Source organism: Campylobacter sp. RM16704, from assembly GCF_000816245.1.
Taxonomy (GTDB): Bacteria; Campylobacterota; Campylobacteria; order Campylobacterales; family Campylobacteraceae; genus Campylobacter_D.
On record NZ_CP007769.1, the window covers coordinates 527579 to 547065 of the forward strand.

At 29.1% G+C, this 19487-nt stretch carries 18 protein-coding genes and 1 tRNA gene; 13 read left to right on the forward strand and 6 right to left on the reverse strand.

Annotated features, from left to right (window positions below):
• Nucleotide 1 precedes the first annotated feature (1 nt).
• Nucleotides 2-508 (reverse strand): LolA-like outer membrane lipoprotein chaperone, encoded by a 507-nt coding sequence (gene lolA / locus CAQ16704_RS02780; protein ID WP_039666776.1) that lies wholly within the window; start codon nucleotides 506-508, stop codon nucleotides 2-4.
• Nucleotides 509-632: 124 nt separating this feature from the next.
• Here lolA and secA point away from each other — a divergent pair, with 124 nt between their 5' ends.
• The 7 genes from secA (at nucleotide 633) to CAQ16704_RS02815 (ending at nucleotide 8164) form a co-directional block, all read left to right on the forward strand.
• Nucleotides 633-3221, forward strand: coding sequence for a preprotein translocase subunit SecA (gene secA, locus CAQ16704_RS02785; protein ID WP_039666777.1), 2589 nt, complete (start codon nucleotides 633-635; stop codon nucleotides 3219-3221).
• Nucleotides 3222-3230: 9 nt separating this feature from the next.
• Complete coding sequence (locus CAQ16704_RS02790; RefSeq protein WP_039666778.1) at nucleotides 3231-4523, forward strand: sigma-54-dependent transcriptional regulator; 1293 nt, start codon at nucleotides 3231-3233, stop codon at nucleotides 4521-4523.
• Nucleotides 4524-4526: 3 nt separating this feature from the next.
• The gene (locus CAQ16704_RS02795) at nucleotides 4527-5552 is read left to right on the forward strand and encodes an aspartate-semialdehyde dehydrogenase (RefSeq protein WP_039666779.1); all 1026 of its coding nucleotides are present in this window, start codon (nucleotides 4527-4529) and stop codon (nucleotides 5550-5552) included.
• Nucleotides 5553-5566: 14 nt separating this feature from the next.
• Nucleotides 5567-6073 (forward strand): YqhA family protein, encoded by a 507-nt coding sequence (locus CAQ16704_RS02800; protein ID WP_039667704.1) that lies wholly within the window; start codon nucleotides 5567-5569, stop codon nucleotides 6071-6073.
• A gap of 20 nt (nucleotides 6074-6093) precedes the next feature.
• Complete coding sequence (gene hemE, locus CAQ16704_RS02805) at nucleotides 6094-7116, forward strand: uroporphyrinogen decarboxylase (protein ID WP_039666780.1); 1023 nt, start codon at nucleotides 6094-6096, stop codon at nucleotides 7114-7116.
• Nucleotides 7113-8021, forward strand: a complete 909-nt coding sequence (locus tag CAQ16704_RS02810) for a radical SAM protein (RefSeq protein WP_039666781.1) — start codon at nucleotides 7113-7115, stop codon at nucleotides 8019-8021. The genes hemE and CAQ16704_RS02810 overlap by 4 nt, the downstream gene beginning before the upstream one ends.
• Before the next feature lie 68 nt (nucleotides 8022-8089).
• Nucleotides 8090-8164: transfer RNA gene (locus tag CAQ16704_RS02815), tRNA-Asn, on the forward strand.
• Between the two features lie 50 nt (nucleotides 8165-8214).
• On the opposite strand, the gene CAQ16704_RS02820 is transcribed toward CAQ16704_RS02815, so the two are convergent.
• From CAQ16704_RS02820 to der, 5 genes are read right to left on the reverse strand one after another with little or no spacing between them, the layout of a single operon-like run.
• Nucleotides 8215-10629, reverse strand: coding sequence for a tetratricopeptide repeat protein (locus CAQ16704_RS02820; RefSeq protein WP_039666782.1), 2415 nt, complete (start codon nucleotides 10627-10629; stop codon nucleotides 8215-8217).
• Nucleotides 10630-10637: 8 nt separating this feature from the next.
• Nucleotides 10638-11873 carry a serine--tRNA ligase gene (gene serS / locus CAQ16704_RS02825; protein WP_039666783.1) on the reverse strand — a complete coding sequence of 412 codons (1236 nt, stop codon included), beginning with the start codon at nucleotides 11871-11873 and terminating at the stop codon, nucleotides 10638-10640.
• An 11-nt stretch (nucleotides 11874-11884) separates the two neighbouring features.
• On the reverse strand, nucleotides 11885-12844 hold the full coding sequence (trpS, locus tag CAQ16704_RS02830; protein WP_039666784.1) for a tryptophan--tRNA ligase: 960 nt from the start codon (nucleotides 12842-12844) through the stop codon (nucleotides 11885-11887).
• Nucleotides 12841-13338 (reverse strand): shikimate kinase, encoded by a 498-nt coding sequence (locus CAQ16704_RS02835; RefSeq protein ID WP_039666785.1) that lies wholly within the window; start codon nucleotides 13336-13338, stop codon nucleotides 12841-12843. Before CAQ16704_RS02835 ends, trpS begins: the two co-directional genes overlap by 4 nt.
• Complete coding sequence (der, locus tag CAQ16704_RS02840; protein ID WP_039666786.1) at nucleotides 13322-14707, reverse strand: ribosome biogenesis GTPase Der; 1386 nt, start codon at nucleotides 14705-14707, stop codon at nucleotides 13322-13324. The genes CAQ16704_RS02835 and der overlap by 17 nt, the downstream gene beginning before the upstream one ends.
• A 100-nt stretch (nucleotides 14708-14807) precedes the next feature.
• Here der and CAQ16704_RS02845 point away from each other — a divergent pair, with 100 nt between their 5' ends.
• From CAQ16704_RS02845 to pyrF, 6 genes are read left to right on the forward strand one after another with little or no spacing between them, the layout of a single operon-like run.
• The gene (locus CAQ16704_RS02845; RefSeq protein ID WP_039666787.1) at nucleotides 14808-15740 is read left to right on the forward strand and encodes a DMT family transporter; all 933 of its coding nucleotides are present in this window, start codon (nucleotides 14808-14810) and stop codon (nucleotides 15738-15740) included.
• Entirely contained in the window at nucleotides 15730-17091 is a 1362-nt protein-coding gene (locus CAQ16704_RS02850) for a uracil-xanthine permease family protein (protein WP_052244980.1), read from the forward strand. The genes CAQ16704_RS02845 and CAQ16704_RS02850 overlap by 11 nt, the downstream gene beginning before the upstream one ends.
• A gap of 20 nt (nucleotides 17092-17111) precedes the next feature.
• Nucleotides 17112-17915, forward strand: coding sequence for a 3-deoxy-8-phosphooctulonate synthase (gene kdsA, locus CAQ16704_RS02855; RefSeq protein ID WP_039666788.1), 804 nt, complete (start codon nucleotides 17112-17114; stop codon nucleotides 17913-17915).
• Nucleotides 17916-17926: 11 nt separating this feature from the next.
• Nucleotides 17927-18397: a 6,7-dimethyl-8-ribityllumazine synthase gene (ribH, locus tag CAQ16704_RS02860; protein WP_039666789.1), complete on the forward strand. Its 471-nt coding sequence runs from the start codon at nucleotides 17927-17929 to the stop codon at nucleotides 18395-18397.
• Between the two features lies 1 nt (nucleotide 18398).
• Complete coding sequence (gene nusB / locus CAQ16704_RS02865) at nucleotides 18399-18797, forward strand: transcription antitermination factor NusB (RefSeq protein ID WP_039666790.1); 399 nt, start codon at nucleotides 18399-18401, stop codon at nucleotides 18795-18797.
• Entirely contained in the window at nucleotides 18794-19477 is a 684-nt protein-coding gene (gene pyrF, locus CAQ16704_RS02870; protein WP_039666791.1) for an orotidine-5'-phosphate decarboxylase, read from the forward strand. Before nusB ends, pyrF begins: the two co-directional genes overlap by 4 nt.
• The last annotated feature ends 10 nt before the right edge of the window (nucleotides 19478-19487 follow it).

Below are 19487 nucleotides of genomic sequence, written 5' to 3' on the forward strand. Positions count from 1 at the left end.
TTTATTGAATAATATCATAATGACTTGGAATTTTTGGAATAAAAATTTCATTATTTATATTTTGATTAAATTTTTGATTATAGAAGTAAATAACAATAGAATTTTCCAATTCATCTTTATAAGAGATGTTTTCTAGTTTATCATTTTCGATTTTTATATTGTAAATAATGTTTTCATATCTTGCTTCATAATTTTCTTGTGATGTTTTTTTAGCTTGTTTAAAAATTTCTTGGAGATTTGGTAAATTTTGTAATTGGGTATAAATAGCCTGTTCTAGTTCATGTTCTATAATTACTATTTCTTTGTTATTGATATAAATTTGTTTATTGTTTGGTTTAATATAATTCCAAAAAGCTTTATTTTTAGTAATAATAAAATTTCCTTTATAGCTCAGTGAAAGACTATTATTGCTTACTTTTTGCTCGAAATCACTACTAAAATTTTCAAAATTTATATTAAAAGCAAAAATATTTATACTAAATAAAATAAAAAAAATAAAATACTTCATAAATATCCTTTTTTTGTATATTGTTTAAAATTATATAAAAGTTAATCAAATAAAACTTTTTATATAGTTCTAATTAAAATGAAGATATAATATAACATATATTTTTAAAAATAAAGGCAAAGAAATGTTTTCTAGTGTATTTAAAGCAATATTTGGCACAAAAAATGATAGAGAAATAAAAAAATATTCAAAAAGAGTTGCACAAATTAATGCTTTAGAATCAAAATATCAAAATTTTAATGATGAAGAATTAAAACGAGCGTTTATAGATTTTAAGGAATTAATTCAAAAAGAAGAGAAAACTTTAGATCAAATTTTAAATGATGTTTTTGCTATAGTTAGAGAAGTTGGAAAAAGAACTTTAAATATGCGTCACTTTGATGTGCAACTAATCGGTGGTATGGTTTTACATGAAGGTAAAATAGCTGAAATGAAAACTGGTGAGGGTAAAACTTTGGTAGCCACTTTACCAGTTGTTTTAAATGCTATGAGTGGCAAAGGTGTGCATGTAGTAACTGTAAATGACTATTTAGCAAAAAGAGATGCAGAGCAAATGAGTGCTATATATAATTTTTTAGGTTTTAGTGTAGGCGTAATACTTTCAGAGCAAAATAGTGATGAGGCACATAAAAAAGCCTACGAATGTGATATAACCTATGGAACAAATAATGAATTTGGTTTTGATTATTTACGTGATAATATGAAATTTTCAAAATCTGAAAAAGTGCAAAGAGAGCATAATTTTGTTATTGTAGATGAAGTTGATAGTATTTTAATAGATGAAGCAAGAACTCCACTTATTATAAGTGGACCTACAAATAGAACTTTAGATGGTTATATCAAAGCAAATGAAGTTGCTAAGCAAATGCAAAGAGGCGAAGCAGTATTGCCTCCACAAACCCCAAGCGGTGATTTTATAGTAGATGAAAAAAATAGAACTATTATGATTACAGAAGCTGGGATTTCAAAGGCTGAAAGATTATTTGGTGTAGAGAATTTATATAGTCTTGATAATGCAATTTTAGCTCATCAGCTTGATCAAGCTTTAAAAGCACATAATCTATTTGAAAAAGATGTGCATTATGTATTAAGAGATAAAGAAGTAGTAATAGTTGATGAATTTACTGGAAGGTTAAGCGAAGGTAGACGCTTTAGTGATGGTTTGCATCAAGCACTAGAAGCAAAAGAAGGAGTAAAAATTCAAGAAGAAAGCCAAACTTTGGCAGATATTACCTTTCAAAATTATTTTAGAATGTATAAAAAATTAGCAGGTATGACAGGTACTGCACAAACTGAGGCAACGGAATTTTCCCAAATTTATAGTTTAGATGTTGTTTCCATTCCTACAAATATACCTATTGCAAGATTAGATAAAGATGATTTGATTTATAAAACACAAAATGAAAAATTTAAAGCTGTTATTGAAGAAATAAAAAATGCAAATGCTAAAGGTCAGCCTGTTTTGGTAGGGACTGCAAGTATTGAAAGAAGTGAAGTTTTTCATAATATGCTAGTAAAAGAACGCATTCCTCATCATGTACTTAATGCTAAAAATCACGAGCAAGAAGCTTTAATTATTCAAGATGCAGGTAAAAAAGGAGCCGTAACCATAGCTACTAATATGGCAGGACGCGGTGTGGATATAAAAATTGATGATGAAGTAAAAGCATTAGGCGGACTTTATATTATAGGAACTGAACGTCATGAAAGTAGAAGAATAGACAATCAGCTTCGTGGACGTGCTGGGCGTCAAGGCGATCCTGGTGTAAGTAGATTTTATCTAAGTTTGGAAGATAATCTTTTAAGAATTTTTGGTGGCGATCGTATTAAAAATATTATGGAAAGATTAGGTATAGAAGAAGGTGAACATATAGAAAGTCGTATTGTTACAAGAGCAGTTGAGAATGCTCAAAAAAAAGTAGAAAGTTTGCATTTTGAAAGTAGAAAACATTTGCTTGAATATGATGATGTAGCAAATGAACAAAGAAAAACTATCTATAATTATAGAAATGAACTACTAGATGAAGAATTTAACTTGCAAGATAAAATTCTTAAAAATATAACTGAGTATAGCAATCATTTAATCGGTGAAATTTATTTAAATGCGGAGTTAGAAGATGAAGTAAAGCATTTTGATACCTTAAAGCAAAAAGTGAACTATGAATGCAACATAGAATTAAATGAAGATGATTTTAAAGATTTAAGTACTACTGAAATAGAAAATAAACTGAGTGAAATTTTAGAAAAAAATTATAAAGAGAAAATGAGTATTATTGAAGACAAAGAAGCAAGAAGGATTGAGAGAATTTTATATCTTCAGATCTTAGATAATCTATGGAGAGAACATTTATATCAAATGGATATTTTAAAAACAGGTATAGGATTGAGAAGTTATAATCAAAAAGATCCTTTGGTTGAATATAAAAAAGAAAGCTATAATCTCTTTATGGAATTAGTAGAGCGTGTTAAATTTGATAGTTTAAAACTACTATTTAATGTTGTATTTACCCAAAAAGAAGCACAAATTTTCGAAGAAAAAACACAAGAACAAAATGAACAATTTTTAGCCAATACTACTGAAAGTGGTGTTGATGAAAGTGGTGAAGCTCAAGTTACAAAAGTTCCTAGAAATTCTCCTTGTCCTTGCGGAAGTGGTAAAAAATATAAAGATTGCCACGGAAAAAGTGGCCCTAAAAAAGGGATTTTAGCTTAAGGTTTTAGTATGAATTTAATCATAGTTGAAGATGATATAAATATGAGAAAATCTTTAGAGATTGCTTTAGGGGAGTATGAAGAATTTACTATAAAATCTTACAAATCAGCAACTGAAGCGTTGAAAAAATTAAATGATGATGTTGATTTAATCATTACAGATATTAATATGCCAGGTATGGATGGAATTGAATTTGTACAAGCTTGTGAAAATAAATATGATTTTATTATTATAACAGGTAATGCTACTTTAAATAGAGCTATTGAAGCCGTAAGACTTGGTGTGAAAGATTTCTTAGTAAAACCATTTGATATTAATACTTTAGTAACTGCAATTAAGCGTGCAAAAATAATCCAAGAAAAAACTTCCAAAAAACCAATAGCAAAAAAACCAATTAAAGAAAAAGATAATGGTGGTTTTTATGGTTCATCAAGTGCTTTAGAAAGTTGTTTAAATTTAGCTACTAAAGCAGCTAAAACAGATGCTAGTGTAATGCTTTTTGGAGAAAGTGGAGTAGGAAAAGAAGTTTTTGCTAATTATATTCATAAAAATTCAAAAAGAGCAAATAAAGCATTTGTTGCTATTAATATGGCAGCAATCCCTGCAAATTTGATAGAGAGTGAGCTTTTTGGTTTTGAAAAAGGTGCTTTTACTGATGCAAATACAACCAAAATAGGACTTTTTGAATTAGCTAATGAAGGAACTTTATTTTTAGATGAAATAGGCGAGATGCCTTATGAAATTCAAGCAAAATTGTTAAGAGCATTGCAAGAAAAAGAAATTACAAGACTTGGAAGTACCAAGAGTATTAAAATTGATGTTAGAATTGTTAGTGCAACAAATGCAAATATGGAAAAAAAGATTTTAAATAGTGAATTTAGACAAGACTTGTATTATAGGCTAAATACCATACCTATAAACATTCCTGCACTAAGAGAGCGTCGAGAAGAAATTTTACAAATTGCTCAAAAAGTATTGCTTGACACTTGTAAAGAATATGATTTTAAAGAAAAAACTTTAAGTCAAAAAGCTCAAGAAGCTTTGTTAGCTTATGATTTTCCAGGAAATATAAGAGAATTAATTTCTATTATACAAAGAGCTTGTATTTTAAGTGAAAATGATGAAATTAGTATTCAAGATTTATTTTTAGAAAGCAGAAGATGTAAAGATATAAAAAATCTTGAAAAAGAATTAATATTAGAGGCTTTAAAAAATTCACAAAATGTAAGTGATGCAGCTAAGCTTGTAGGTATGAGTGAGAAAATTTTTGCTGAAAAAATGAAGAAATATAATATTACTTAAAGGATGGAAGATATGAAAAAAATAGCTATAGTAGGAGCTACTGGAGCAGTCGGAGAAGAAATTTTAAATGTTTTAGATGAGCTTAATTTTCCAGTTGAGAGTATTTTGCCATTAGCAAGTGCAAAAAGCGTAGGAAGTGAAATAGAATTTAGGGGTAAAACTTTTAAAGTTAAAGAATTAACTCAAAGTGTTTTTAAAGAAAATCCTGTAGATATTGCATTTTTTAGTGCAGGGGGAAATATAAGTGCAAAATATGCAAAATATGCAGTAGAATGTGGTGCTGTAGTGATTGATAATACAAGCCATTTTAGAATGGATAAGAATGTTCCTTTGGTGGTTCCTGAATGCAATAGTGAAGATATTAAAGATTGGGAAAAAACAGGAATTATTGCTAATCCAAATTGTTCTACCATACAAATGGTACATGTTTTAAAACCGCTTGATGATATTTTTAATTTAAAAAGAGTAGATGTAAGTACTTATCAAGCAGCAAGTGGTGCTGGCAAAGAAGGTATGGAAGAATTAGTTCAAGGTATGCAAAGTTTTTTTGCATTTAAACTAGATGAATTTGAAGCAAAAGCTTTTCCATATACCTTAGCTTTAAATTTAATTCCACAAATTGATGTTTTTAATGAAAATGGTTATACTAAAGAAGAACTAAAAATGGTATATGAAACACAAAAAATCTTACATAAAAAGCTTGAAATTTCAGCAACTTGTGTAAGGGTTCCTGTGCTTAGAAGTCATAGTGAAGCTATAACTATGCATTTTGAAAAAGATGTAAATGTTGTTAAAGTTAGAGAAATTCTTTCTAAAGCACCAAGTGTTAAAGTAATAGATGATATTGAAAATAAAAAATATCCTATGCCTCTTTTTACAAGCAATACAAATGAAACTTATGTGGGAAGAATCAGGCATGATATTAACCATAAAAATATTTTACATCTATGGTGCGTAGCTGATCAAATTCGTGTTGGAGCAGCAACTAATGCCGTGCGTATTGCTCAAAAATGGCTAGAATTGATATAAAAGAAAGAGGATTAATGTTAGAGAGATTTTTTGAAAATTTATTAGTTAAAAGCCGTGTTGTAACCATTTTACCAGTGATTTTTGGTCTTATTGGTGCTTTTGTATTATTTTTTATAGCTAGCTATGATATAATAAAGGTGCTTAAATCTGTTTTTGACTATTTTGTTACTCATAATGCTACAATTGATTTACACGAAGATGTTGTTGGTTTAATTATAGGTGCTGTGGATTTATATTTAATGGCTTTGGTTTTATTTATTTTTTCTTTTGGAATATATGAACTTTTTATTAGCGAGATAGAGGAATTTAAACAAACAAAACAATCTAAAGTTTTAGAAGTGCATAGTTTAGATCAGCTAAAAGACAAGCTTGCAAAAGTGATTATTATGGTATTGATAGTAAATTTTTTTCAAAGAATTTTACAAATGCAACTTAACACGGTTTTGGACATGACTTATCTTGCAGGTTCTATTTTAGCCCTTTGTATTGGTTTATATTTTTTACATAAAAGTGATCATTAGTGAATGAGTGAGGAAAAATAATGATTTTTGTAGATGCATGTTTTAAAAAACCAACTTCTTATACTCCTGTTTGGATGATGCGTCAAGCTGGTAGATATCTACCCGAATATATGGAAGTTAGAACAAGTGCTGGAGATTTTTTATCACTTTGTAGGGACTATAAAAAAGCAAGTGAAGTTACCTTGCAACCTGTAGATATTTTAGGTGTTGATGCTGCAATTATATTTTCAGATATTTTAGTTGTTCCTTTAGAGATGGGTATGGATTTAAAATTTGAAAAAGGTGAAGGACCTGTGTTTTTAAATCCTATTAAAACGGAAGAGGATCTAGAAAATTTAGATATACAAAAGGCTATAAAAAATCTTTCTTATGTGTACGATGCATTATCACTTACTAGAGATAAACTTGCTAAAGATAAAGCATTGATTGGCTTTTGTGGAAGTCCATGGACAATTGCAACCTATATGATAGAAGGTAGGGGCAGTAAAAATTATACAAAATGTAAAAAACTTGTATATCAAAACCCTGAATTTTTGCATCAAATTTTAGGCAAACTAACACAAGTATTGAAATTATATTTAGAAGAGCAAATTAAAGCAGGTGCTGATGCTATACAAATTTTTGATAGCTGGGCTGGTGCTTTGGAAAAAGAGGGTTTTTTTGAATTTTCTTTTAACTATATGCTCGAAATTGCTAATTTTATTAAAGAAAAATATTCTCATATTCCTGTAATTTTATTCCCTAAAGGTGTAAGTGCTTTTTTAGATCAAATTAGTGGGAAATTTGATGTTTTTGGAGTTGATTGGAGTACGCCTTTGGATTTAGCAAAAGAAAAATTAGGTTATAAATATACCTTGCAAGGTAATATGGAGCCATGTAGATTATATGATAAAAATTCAATCAGAAATGGTGTAAAAAATATATTAAAAATTATGAAAGATACTCCACACATTTTCAATTTAGGTCATGGTATTTTACCTGATATTCCTGTAGAAAATGCAAAATACTTCATTAAATTAGTTCAAGAGCAATCCAAAAGATGAGCAAAATTGTTTTTGGTCCTGTAAATTCAAGGAGATTTGGACTTTCTGTTGGTATTGATTTAAGTCCTAGCCAAAAACAATGTAATTTTGACTGCGTATACTGTGAATTAAAAGCAGCAAAACCTATGGAGAAATATTTGATATACCCTAGTGTTAATGAAGTTGTAAATGAAATTGAAAAATTTTTAAATGGTGAAATTGATTTTGATTTTTTAACATTAACAGCTAACGGTGAACCTAGTTTATATCCGCATTTAAAAGAATTAGTTCAAGAGCTTAATAAAATTAAAAATAAAAAAAAACTTTTGATTTTAAGCAATGGAAGTGCAGTTTTAAATCCTAAGAGTTTTGAAGCTTTGCTTGACATAGATGTAGTTAAATTTAGCCTTGATAGTGTAATAGAAAAGACATTCTATCGTATTGATAGAGCCTTAAAAGTTATTAAAATAAATGATTTAATTGAAAAAATGATACTCTTTAATCAAAATTTTAAAGGTGATTTAATCATTGAAGTTTTAATTGTAGAAGGATTAAATGATACAAAAGAGGAAATTCTTGCATTAAATGATGCTTTTAGAAAAATTAATCCTTTAAGAGTTGATTTTAGCACCATAGATAGACCTCCAGCATATCCTGTAAAAGGAGTATCATTACAAAAACTCAAAGAATTGAGTATGTATATTACCAATACTCCTATCGTGCTTGCAAAACATAATTATACAAAAGAAAAGATGGATTTTACCGTGGATGAACTTTTAAAAATATTACAATTAAGAGCTCAAAGTGAATTTGATATTGAAAATAATTTTACACAATTAAGTAAAAATAACTTGCAAATTTTACTAGAAGAAAAAAAAATAATTATAAAAGATCTTGCTGGGATAAAATTTTATAAAAAAATATGAATCTTCTTTGATTTCTCTTGACAAAAAATTTTTTTTCTTATATAATACCATCTCTTATTTAATGGTATTCCGGATTAGCTCAGCGGTAGAGTAGTCGGCTGTTAACCGATTGGTCGTAGGTTCGAATCCTACATCCGGAGCCACTTTTATAAAGATAATATTTTATCATTTTTAATATTTTCCACAATTAAAGTTAATTTCTAATATCAAATGTGAAAAATTTACTTTTAAAATTATTACCTATTTTTTCATACTGAAATACGGCAGGTTCTAGGTTTTGTACTTCATGATATAATAAACCTAAAGCTAATCTAGCCTCTAGTGTTTCTTCGTTTTCTAATCTTGCAAGTTCAAGTAATGCTATAGCTGAATTTGGATTATTGGAACCTATGGCTGCAACTGCAGCTAAAAATAATGTTTGTGCATCTTTGATTTTATAATCATCAATTAAAATATTATAAAGCGTATAGGCTTCTTGATATTCTTTTGCAAAAATATCAATATATGCAAGAGCAAAAATTAGTCCTATTGAATTTTTATTGCTTGTTGAAAGCTGTTTTTTAATATCATTCCTGACATGGTTTAATAAACCAGTAATTTGCATTAATGTTACATAACTATCTCTAACTATACCAGCTCCACCAAATAAAGAATTATAATTAAGTTTTGTGTTTAAAAAGTACATCTGTGCTTGTTTGGCATAGGATTTGATGTCTAGATTCATATTTTTAGAATTAAAATATAAAATATTACTGATAATATCTTTTTCAAGTAATTCTTTTAATTCTTTAATTTTATCATTTCTAAGTTTATCTAAATTATTTCCATTTGCTGCAACAATAGTAAACATTAATTCTAATGGTGTTTTATGATTGGAAACTGATAGATTGTCAAGATAAGGAATCATAGCAGTAAAATCACTTTTTACTAAATACAATAAATATTTATAAATATTGTGATTTTGGTTAAGTGCTTTATCCGCTTGAAGATTTTCCAAAAACTCATTGGCTAATTTTGTGTAGTCTTTTTCAGCTAAATCCATACAAAAGATAGCAAAAATTCCAGCCAAATAATTTTTAGGATTTAAATGATATGCAGTTGAAAAATACTTAGATGCATTATTATAATCTTGTAATTGTGCATAAGTTAGAGCAAGATTATAATGGATTACATCATGTGCATGATAAATTTCACTTAGATTTTTAAATTCTTGATTTGCTTCTCTTAGATGAAAATTAAAAGCTAAATTAATAGCATGTGATAATTCTACATTAACACCAGATAAAGCTTTGCTTTTAACTAATAGTTCATTTTCGTATTCATATCCTTGTATGAAATTTCCTAAATCAGCTTTGGTTATAAGCTCCATGCTTTGTCTAATATCAAATACACGATATGGAGAGAAGTAAAATAGTAAATCATAAATTTGTTGTTTTCCAGTGATGAGTTTTTTGGCAAAATTTTGTTGTGCTATATCAATACTTAAAATATTTTTTTTTAACACAGCTTTTATACCATAATATTTTGAACTTACATCTTTATCTTTTACCAATAAAGTTTTTAATATTTGTGCACTATTGTTATATTGCCCTGTTTTTAATTCAACTAAAGCTAAAGCTGCTTTGCTTCTTTCTGCTTGAGAGTCTATTTTTGAAGCTTTTTCAAGATATTCTTTTGCTTTTGAATAATCTCCTGACCTAGCATACAATAAACCTAATGGAAGACTAGCCTCATAATCTTCTTGCTTTAATAAGAAGTCAATAGCTTTTTTTTCTGAATTTAATAGTGTATAAATTTTTGCTCCAAGATAATAAGATTCTCCTTGATAATCATCAATATTATTTGTTCGTGTAAGCATTTGTAAAGCTTCTGGATAGAATCCTTGATAATAGTTAATTAAGCCTAAATAATAATCATATAAAGAAGATTTAGAGTCATGTGGCAAATGCACTTTGGCTAATTCAAGATAATAATCAAATTTGTTTTTATCTCCAAGATTAAAATAACATACAGCTAAATTAATTGCAGCTGCTACTTTATGTTCTTCTAGCTCTAGTGAGTGTTTAAAATTTTCTATAGCACTAGCATAATCTTTTTGTTTCATCTGTGCCACACCAAGATTGTAGCTTGATAAAGACTGATTGAAGATATTTATATTATTATATAATTCTAAAGCACTTTCTACATCGCCTTTTTCATATAACAAATTTGCTTTTTGAATTACTAAATCAAGAGCAGATTGTTTTATTTTAGTGATATTGGTATTGCTTGTATTATCATCTAAAAATACATTATCATTTATTATTATAGGATTTTCTTTTTTTAATACTGTAAGTAAAATTAAAATTGTAAGTAGTATTAAAATAAGCCCACTAAGAATTGAGATTACAATAAGAAATTTTTTATCGAAAAGTTTTTTTTCATCTTTTTGTGGTATTTGCCGAGGTTCATCTTCTACTCTTTGAAAAGTTCTTTCTTTTTCAAGCTCGGGTGAAGTGGAACTAGAAAGTGAAACTTGCTCTTCCACCTCTGTATTTTCAGTTAAATCTGAAAAATTTTTATTTTCTTCTTGATTGTCTTGTTCTTTGAGTGTTATTTCTTCAGCCATGTTTTCTCTTAAAAGTATTTTCTTAATACATCAGGAATTTTTATTTTACCATTTTTATCTTGATAATTTTCCATAATTGCTATTAAAGTTCTACCAACTGCCAATGAAGAACCATTGAGTGTATGTGCTAATTCATTTTTCCCATTGTTATTTTTAAAGCGAATTTTTGCACGTCTTGCTTGAAAATCTTTGCAATTTGACACAGAACTAATTTCACGGTATTTATTTTGCGATGGAAGCCAAACTTCTAGATCTACTGTTTTTGCAGCTGAAAAACCTAAATCCCCAGTACAAAGCATCAGATGTCTATGAGCTAATCCCAAAGAGCTTAGTAAATCACTAGCACAATTTAGCATTTCTTCAAACATTAATTCACTTTGCTCAGGTTTACATATACTAACAAGTTCTACTTTTTCAAACTGATGTTGTCTTATAATTCCTCTTGTATCACGTCCAGCACTTCCTGCTTCTTGTCTAAAGCAAGCACTATAACAGGTCATTTTTAATGGTAACTCCTCTTGAGTTAAAATTTCATTAGAATAAAGATTTGTAACAGGAATTTCAGAAGTTGAGATAAGGTATAAATCTTCATTTTCTATTTTATACATGTCATCTTTAAATTTTGGAAGCTGTCCTGTGCCATACATGGTAGCACTATTTACTAAAAATGGTACATTAACTAGTTCAAAACCTCTACTTCTGTTAAAATCTATCATATAATTAACTAAAGCTCTACTTAGCAAAGCCCCTTCGTTTTTAAGCACACAAAAGCGACTTTGTGAAATCTTAACACCTCTTGTAAAATCAAGCCAATTTAAATTTTCACCCAAGTCATGATGTTCTTTAATTTCAAAATTAAAACTAGGAGGTGTTAAAACTTTTTTAAGTTCTATATTTTCATCTTCGTCTTCCCCAATAGGTACACAATCATCGGGTATATTTGGTATTGCAAAAGCAATTTGTTCCAGTTTTACCTCTAAGTCACTAACTATTTTTGATTGAGTATTTATTTTTTCTTTATTTTGACTTAATTGTGCTTTTAAACTTTCTTTATCTTGTGCTGTTGCAAGTTTTTTGCTAAATTTATTTTGAAAAGCTTGAAATTCTTCTAAAAGCACTTTTTCTTTTTTTAAATTAACAAACAAATCACTTAATTCTTTTAATAAATTTTCATCAATTTTTTTTGTTTTTAATTTTTTTGAAATTTCATCAAAATTATTTTGTAAAAGTTTAAGATCTAGCATGTAACTCCTTTTTATAATCCTATTTTAGCATAAATTTTTTCCATTGTTTCTCGGGCTTGTTTTTTTGCTTTGTTTGCTCCAAATTCTAAAATCTCTTCGATTTTAGAAGGATTAGCTAGTAATTTTTCATATCCTTCTTTAGCTGGAGCAAAGTAATCGTTAATGATATCATTTAGATACATTTTAAAATGCCCATATCCTTCTCCGCCTTTAGTATATCTTGCTTTTAGGACCTCTTGCTCATCTTTGTTTAAAAAAAGTTTTGCAATATTAAAAACATTACAATTTGTATAATCTTTTGGTTCTTCTAGGGCTGTGCTATTTGTAACAATAGAAGAAATTTGTTTTTTTATAGCTTTTGGAGTATTGAAAATATCGATTGTGTTTTGATATGATTTACTCATTTTTGCTCCATCAGTACCAGGTACTACCGCAACTTCATCACTAACTCTAGCTTGAGGTAAGGTAAAAATTTCACCCCATTCATTATTTACTTTTAAAGCTATATCTCTTGCTATTTCAACGTGTTGAATTTGATCTTTACCTACAGGAACTACTTGAGCATTGAAAAGTAAAATATCTGCAGCCATTAAAACAGGATAAGAAAAAAGTCCATGATTAGCATTTAATCCTTTTGTGATTTTATCTTTATAACTATGTGCTCTTTCTAAAAGTCCCATTGGGGTAAATTGAGAAAGAATCCAATAAAGCTCCATTACTTCTTTTACATCACTTTGAAGCCAAAATACGCTTTTTTGTGGGTCAATTCCTAAGCTTAAAAAAGCAGCAGCTGCTTTAAGTGAGTTTTGTTTTAATTTTTCGCCATCAAAACTTGAAGTCATAGCATGATAATTAGCTATAAACATATACATTTGATTTTCTTCTTGCATATTTAGCATTTGTTTTATAGAACCAAAATAATTTCCTATATGTAAATCTCCGCTTGGTTGCAAACCTGTAATAACTCTCATTTTACCTCTTTTTTAATTTCTTTTACTATTTCTTGGATACTTTTGTTTTCGATATCAATAATTATATTTGCTTTTTTTTCATATTTTTGAATTCTTTGTTCGAATAGTATTTTGGCATTGTTGATATTTGTCAATAAAGGTCTTATAGATAATTCTTTAGAATTCAATCTTTGCCACAGATAGTCAAAATTTGCCCTTAAATATATAATAATACCGATATCTTTTAACTTTTTTTGTTCTATAAAACCACCACCGCTTGCAATAGAGCAATTTTGTACATTAGTTAAAAATGAAACAAGTTTTTTTTCTTCTTTACGGAATACTTTCTCTCCATACAATTTAAAGATTTCACTAATTTTAAGATTATATTTTTCTTTGATTAGAATATCTGTATCTAAAAAGAATTTATCATTTTTTTTCGCATAAGCTCTTGCTATGGTAGTTTTACCACAACCCATAAATCCAACAAAAAGGAGATTATCTTTCTTGTTCATCTTTGCTACCTTTTTTTCTTGAAGCTAAAATCAAAGGAACACCTTCAAAATTAAATTGCTTTCTAATTTGGTTTTGCAAATAGCGCTTATAGCTAAAGTGTAAAGCTTTTGGTCTATTCATAATTAAAGCTATTTTTGGTGGTGCTAAATCATATTGAGCTGCATAATAAATTTTTACTAATTTACCATAATCGTGTGGCAGTGGGTGAGCTTTTGTGGCTTCTTCTACTAAAGCATTTAGTTTGGCAGTTGGAATTTTTTGTGTGAAATTTGCAAAAACATCTAAAATTTTATCCAAAAGCACATGTATTCTTTTACCACTTAATGCGCTAACGCTTATTATAGGTGCATAAGCTAAGAATTTAAAACGATCTAGTTTTAATTCTTTTAAAGTTTTATCAAAATCAAGCTCGCTTTTATCCCATTTATTTAGCACGATAATCACACCTAAACAATGCTTAGCAGCAAGTCCCGCAATACGTTCATCAAGCTCGTTAAAACCCTCAGCTGCATCAAGGACTAAAAGTGCAATTTGAGCATTAGCTAGGGCATATTCAGTTCTATTTAGTGCATAACGCTCTAAACCTTGTATTTTTCCGCGCTTTCTAATGCCTGCAGTATCTATAAATTCAATGATTTTATCTTTATGCATAATGCTTTCATTAACAGGATCAATCGTTGTTCCTGCTATATTACTTACCACAGAGCGTTCTTCTTTGACTAAGGCATTTAAAAGACTTGATTTTCCTACATTTACTCTACCTATAATTCCCACTTTAATATGATTTTCATTGATGGTTTTTAGTTTAAAATCTCCACTATATTCATCAAAATTTTCTAAATAACTCTCAAAATCTTCTTCTTCATCTGCATTTAAAAAACTTTCATTTAAAAATCTACTAGTCCACGTGCAAAGCTCATCTATTCCTATATTATGTGTAACAGAGATGTTAAAAACTTCTTTTACACCAAAATTTGAAAATTCCCAAGATCTTTCTTCATCTTTTTTGTTATCTATTTTATTGATTATTAAAGCTGTAGGTTTGTTGAGTTTTTTCATTTCATAAAAAAAAGCTTTATCTTCATCATCAGGTAAAAATTTACCATCTACCATATAAAAAATAATATCACTATTTTTAGCAACTTTAAGTGAATTTGCTTTAACATTTTTAAAAAGTTCATTGCTCTCATCAAGTCCGCCACTATCTATCAATAAGGCTTTTTTATCATCAATTTCTACTTCTATTTTATTAGTATCTCTTGTTGTTCCACTTATATCACTAGTTATAGCTATACGCTTTTTTGCAAGTCTATTAAAAAGGCTTGATTTGCCAACATTTGGTTTCCCTATTAAAATAATACTTTGCATTTATACCCATTTTTCAAATTTTTATTTGTGATTATATAAAAATTGCCTTAAAATTAAGCAAAAAAGACTAAAATAACATGAATTTTTACACGGAAAATAAATGTTAAGAATAGTTAAGAAAAATTTAGGCATATATTTTATGATTATTGCTTCCATAGAATTTGCACTTGTAGGTGCTTGTGCGAAAATTCTAAGTGAAGAAATTTCATCTATTGAAATTATGTTTTTTAGAAATATCATAGGCACTGCTTTTATGCTTTATGCTCTTTCGAAATTAAATTTTCATAAAAGTGGCGGACATTTAGGTTTACTTATATTTAGAGGTGTTATTGGAACAATTGCTTTGTATCTTTTCTTTTATAATGTCGCTAATATTTCTTTAGGGGGTGCTTTTGCTTTTCAAAAAACTGCACCTATTTTTATAGCCTTAATTGCTTTTTTCTTTTTTAAGGAAAGCTTAGGTTTAAAAGCTTGTTTTGGGATTTTAATTGCTTTTATTGGAGTGTTGTTGATTTGTCAACCTTTTGCAGATAGCACTATGCATTCTGGATTTGATTTAAAAAATAGTATTTTAGGAATTTTAAGTGGATTTTGTGCAGCATTGGCACTAACTAGCGTAAGAGAGCTTAGAAAATCATATCCTGCTCCTTTTATAGCTTTATCGTTTGTTTTAATCGGTACTCTTATGCCTTTATTGTCTATGGTTATTGGTTCTTTTTATGATCCAAAAGAGCTTGATTTTTTAATTGCTCCTTTTATAATGCCTAGTTTTAAAGCTTGGGTTTTTATTATTTTAATGGGAATTTTTGGTGCGATGTATCAAATTCATGTTACTAAAGCTTATGGGGTTGCAAAAAAAGCAGGAGTTGTGGCAGGAGTTAGCTATATAGATGTTGTTTTTACTTTATTTTTGGGGATATTGTTAGGAGATAGTTTTCCTAGCTTTATGGTATTTGTTGGAATTTTTAGTATTATCATAGGGGGTATTGTTTTGGTTAGTAAACAAGATAAAGGAAAGAAAAATGGAAAATAAAGCAGATTTGATTTATGGTTTAGAAGATAAACCGCCTTTTGCTAAGGCATTTTTTGCTGCATTGGTACATTTGATGGCTATGTTTGTAGCTGTAATTACCCCTGCATTGTTAATTTGCAAAGGCTTAGGGATAGATGATAGTAATACAGCTAGAATTATATGCATGTCGCTTTTTGCTTCAGGTGTTGCTTCGCTTTTACAGATTAAAACTTGGGGTCCTATAGGAAGTGGGCTTTTATCTATACAAGGGACTAGTTTTAATTTTGTCGCACCTATTATTTTAGGTGGACTTGTTTTAAAAAATAATGGCCTATCTCAAGAAGCAATGCTTGGAGCTATTTTTGGAACTTTAATGCTTTGTTCTACTACTGAAATGATTATCTCTCAAATTTTACCTTTCATTAGAAGAGTGATTTCGCCTTTGGTTTCTGGTATAGTAGTAATGATTATAGGTCTTAGTTTGATTAATGTTGGACTTGTAAGTGCTGGTGGTGGATTTGCTGCTAAGACAAGTGGTGAGTTTGGTTCTTTACAAAATTTATTACTAGCAGGGGTTGTAATTTTAAGCATTATTATTTTAAATCGCTTTAATAATGCTTATATAAGAATTTCTTCTTTATTTATAGCTATGATTATAGGACTTTTGGTAGCTATGACTTTTGAAAATTTTAGTTTTAATTTTAATGAAAAATTACCATTGATATTTTTACCTGATCCTTTACACTATGGTTTGAGTATTGATTATAATCTCATTTTACCTTTGATTTTGGTTTTTATGGTAACTTCTTTAGAAACTATAGGCGATATTAGTGCTACCAGTGAAGTTTCAAATCAACCTGTTAAGGGTGAACTTTATGCGAAAAGATTAAAAGGCGGGGTTTTAGCTAATGGTTTTAACTCTTTTGTTTCAGCCTTTTTTAATACTTTTCCAAATTCATGTTTTGGGCAAAATAATGGTGTTATAGCTTTAACAGGTGTTGCAAGTCGATATGTGGGATTTATTGTAGCTTTTATGTTGATGATTTTAGGTTTATTTCCTATTGTGGCTGATATTACTTTACAAATTCCAGAGCCTATTTTAGGTGGAGCAACTTTAGTGATGTTTGGCACTATAGCTGCAACGGGAGTTAGAATTATTTCTAAGGAAAATTTAAACCGTCGTTCTATTATCATCATAGCTATGAGTTTAGGTATAGGACTTGGAGTTTCTAATAATCCTGATATTTTAGAATTTATGCCAATGTGGTTTAAGACTTTATTTTCTTCAGGGATTGCAGCAGGTGGGATTACAGCTATTATTTTAAATTTTGTTTTCCCTCTTGAAGAAAATAATAAAAATAAAGTAAAATAATAAAAAATAAGGAAGTTATGATGAAAAAAATGATACTAATAGCAGGGCCTTGTGTGATAGAAAATGAAGAGCTTGTTTTTAAGGTTGCACAAGAGCTTGGATGCTTTTTAAAAGATGATAGAATTGATTTTTATTTTAAATCAAGTTTTGATAAAGCAAATAGAACTAGTATTAGTAGTTTTAGAGGACCAGGTCTTGAAAAAGGTTTGGAAATTTTGCAAAAAGTTAAAGATAAATTTGGTATGCAAATTCTTACTGATATTCATGAAAGTTCTCAAGCAAGTGTTGTAGCTGAGGTTGTAGATGTTTTACAAATTCCAGCCTTTTTATGTAGGCAAACTGATTTGTTAGTAGCTGCTGCTAAAACAAAGGCTAAAATAAATGTAAAAAAGGGACAATTTTTAAATCCTGAAGATATTAAATACAGTGTAGCTAAAATTTTACAAACTAGAGGCATTAACGAAGAAGGTTTTGAAGTAGCTAAAAAAAATGGAGTTTTTGTAGCTGAGAGAGGTTCGAGTTTTGGTTATGGAAATTTAGTTGTAGATATGAGAAGTTTGGTTATCATGAGAAAATATGCTCCGGTTGTTTTTGATGCTACTCACAGCGTACAAATGCCTGGTGCAAATGGTGGAAGTAGTGGAGGTAAAAGTGAATTTGTTGAGCCTTTAGCAAGAGCTGCGGCTAGTGTAGGTGTAGATGGATTTTTCTTTGAAACGCACATTGATCCTTGCAAGGCTTTATGTGATGGACCAAATATGCTTGATCTTTTAAGACTTAAAAACTGCGTAAATGCGCTTTTAAAAATTCAAGAAATTATTTAAAAAGGAAAATTATGAAGATAATAGAAGGAAATTTAAGTTTAAAAGGTGATGAGAAGATTACAATTATTAACGCAAGATTTAATCACATCATCACAGATCGTTTAGTTGAAGGTGCTAAAGATGCTTTTTTAAGGCATGGAGGCAAGGAAGAGAATTTAAGTCTTATTTTAGTACCAGGTGCTTTTGAAATTCCTTTTGCACTAAAACAAGCCATAGAGAGTAAAAAATTTGATGGGATTTGTTGTGTTGGAGCGGTAATTCGTGGAAATACTCCACATTTTGATTACGTGGCTGCTGAAACTACTAAAGGTATAGCAAGCGTAGGACTTGGAGCTAATGTGCCTGTAAGCTTTGGAGTTTTAACAACTGATACCTTAGAGCAAGCCATAGAAAGAGCAGGTAGTAAAGCGGGTAATAAAGGGTTTGAAGCTATGCTTACTGTGGTTGAAATGCTTAATTTGATCCAAAAAATTAAGGCTTAAAATGGCTACTAGACACCAAGTAAGACAAAGTATTGTTTCTTTGCTTTATGCAGCACAATTAAATCAAGAAAATAAAGATTTTATTAATGAATTTTTAGATGAGAAAAAAATTCGCAATGACCAAAGAAAATTCACTCTAGATTTGTATAATGGCATTAATGAGCAACTTACTTTGCTTGATGAGAAAATTAATGAGTGCTTAAAAGAACATAAGTTAGATGGAGTAGCTAGTATAGAAAAGGCTATTTTGCGTTTGGGTGCTTATGAGATTTTATTTACTTCTACGCAAAAAGCGATTATTATTAATGAAGCCATAGAGCTTGCAAAAGAAATGGCAGGAGATAATGCTCCTAAATTTATCAACGGTGTGTTAGATAAAATTAATTGGGAAGCGCAATGAAACTTTGTGTGGCTTTTGATGTGGCAAGCTATGATGAGTGTATAAATTTAGCCAAGGAATTAAAAGGTTTAGATCTTTGGGTTAAAATAGGGCTTAGATCGTATTTAAGAGATGGAGTAAAGCTTTTAGAATCGATTAAAAAAGTGGATAATTTTAAAATATTTTTAGATTTAAAGCTTTATGATATACCAAATACTATGGCAGATGCTTGTGAAGAACTTGCTAAGCTTAATGTAGATATGTTTAATATCCATGCAAGTGCCGGGAAAAGTGCTATGTGTATGATTATGGAGCGTTTAAATGTTTTAAGCAAAAGACCTTTGGTGCTTGCCGTATCTGCTTTAACTAGTTTTGATGAACAAGAGTTTTTTGATATATATAAACAAGATATCAAACAAGCTGTTAAGGATTTTTCTAAAATTAGCTATGAAAGTGGTCTTGATGGTATGGTTTGCTCGGTATATGAAAGCTTGCTGATAAAAGAAAATACAAGTACAAATTTTATTACATTAACGCCTGGAATTCGTCCGTTTAAAGAAAATTCAGATGATCAAAAAAGAGTAGCTGATATACAGTGCGCTAAGGATAATTTGTCAGATTTTATCGTGGTTGGAAGACCTATTTATAAAGCAAAAGAACCTAGAAGGATTTGCGAGGATATATTAGAGTATTTAAAATAAGCCTTAAGGC

Bases quoted from the DNA above. Each gene is read 5' to 3' on its own strand.
- lolA (WP_039666776.1), bottom strand. From the start codon at position 508: ATGAAGTATTTTATTTTTTTTATTTTATTTAGTATAAATATTTTTGCT.
- secA (WP_039666777.1), top strand. From the start codon at position 633: ATGTTTTCTAGTGTATTTAAAGCAATATTTGGCACAAAAAATGATAGA.
- CAQ16704_RS02790 (WP_039666778.1), top strand. From the start codon at position 3,231: ATGAATTTAATCATAGTTGAAGATGATATAAATATGAGAAAATCTTTA.
- CAQ16704_RS02795 (WP_039666779.1), top strand. From the start codon at position 4,527: ATGGAAGATATGAAAAAAATAGCTATAGTAGGAGCTACTGGAGCAGTC.
- CAQ16704_RS02800 (WP_039667704.1), top strand. From the start codon at position 5,567: ATGTTAGAGAGATTTTTTGAAAATTTATTAGTTAAAAGCCGTGTTGTA.
- hemE (WP_039666780.1), top strand. From the start codon at position 6,094: ATGATTTTTGTAGATGCATGTTTTAAAAAACCAACTTCTTATACTCCT.
- CAQ16704_RS02810 (WP_039666781.1), top strand. From the start codon at position 7,113: ATGAGCAAAATTGTTTTTGGTCCTGTAAATTCAAGGAGATTTGGACTT.
- CAQ16704_RS02820 (WP_039666782.1), bottom strand. From the start codon at position 10,629: ATGGCTGAAGAAATAACACTCAAAGAACAAGACAATCAAGAAGAAAAT.
- serS (WP_039666783.1), bottom strand. From the start codon at position 11,873: ATGCTAGATCTTAAACTTTTACAAAATAATTTTGATGAAATTTCAAAA.
- trpS (WP_039666784.1), bottom strand. From the start codon at position 12,844: ATGAGAGTTATTACAGGTTTGCAACCAAGCGGAGATTTACATATAGGA.
- CAQ16704_RS02835 (WP_039666785.1), bottom strand. From the start codon at position 13,338: ATGAACAAGAAAGATAATCTCCTTTTTGTTGGATTTATGGGTTGTGGT.
- der (WP_039666786.1), bottom strand. From the start codon at position 14,707: ATGCAAAGTATTATTTTAATAGGGAAACCAAATGTTGGCAAATCAAGC.
- CAQ16704_RS02845 (WP_039666787.1), top strand. From the start codon at position 14,808: ATGTTAAGAATAGTTAAGAAAAATTTAGGCATATATTTTATGATTATT.
- CAQ16704_RS02850 (WP_052244980.1), top strand. From the start codon at position 15,730: ATGGAAAATAAAGCAGATTTGATTTATGGTTTAGAAGATAAACCGCCT.
- kdsA (WP_039666788.1), top strand. From the start codon at position 17,112: ATGAAAAAAATGATACTAATAGCAGGGCCTTGTGTGATAGAAAATGAA.
- ribH (WP_039666789.1), top strand. From the start codon at position 17,927: ATGAAGATAATAGAAGGAAATTTAAGTTTAAAAGGTGATGAGAAGATT.
- nusB (WP_039666790.1), top strand. From the start codon at position 18,399: ATGGCTACTAGACACCAAGTAAGACAAAGTATTGTTTCTTTGCTTTAT.
- pyrF (WP_039666791.1), top strand. From the start codon at position 18,794: ATGAAACTTTGTGTGGCTTTTGATGTGGCAAGCTATGATGAGTGTATA.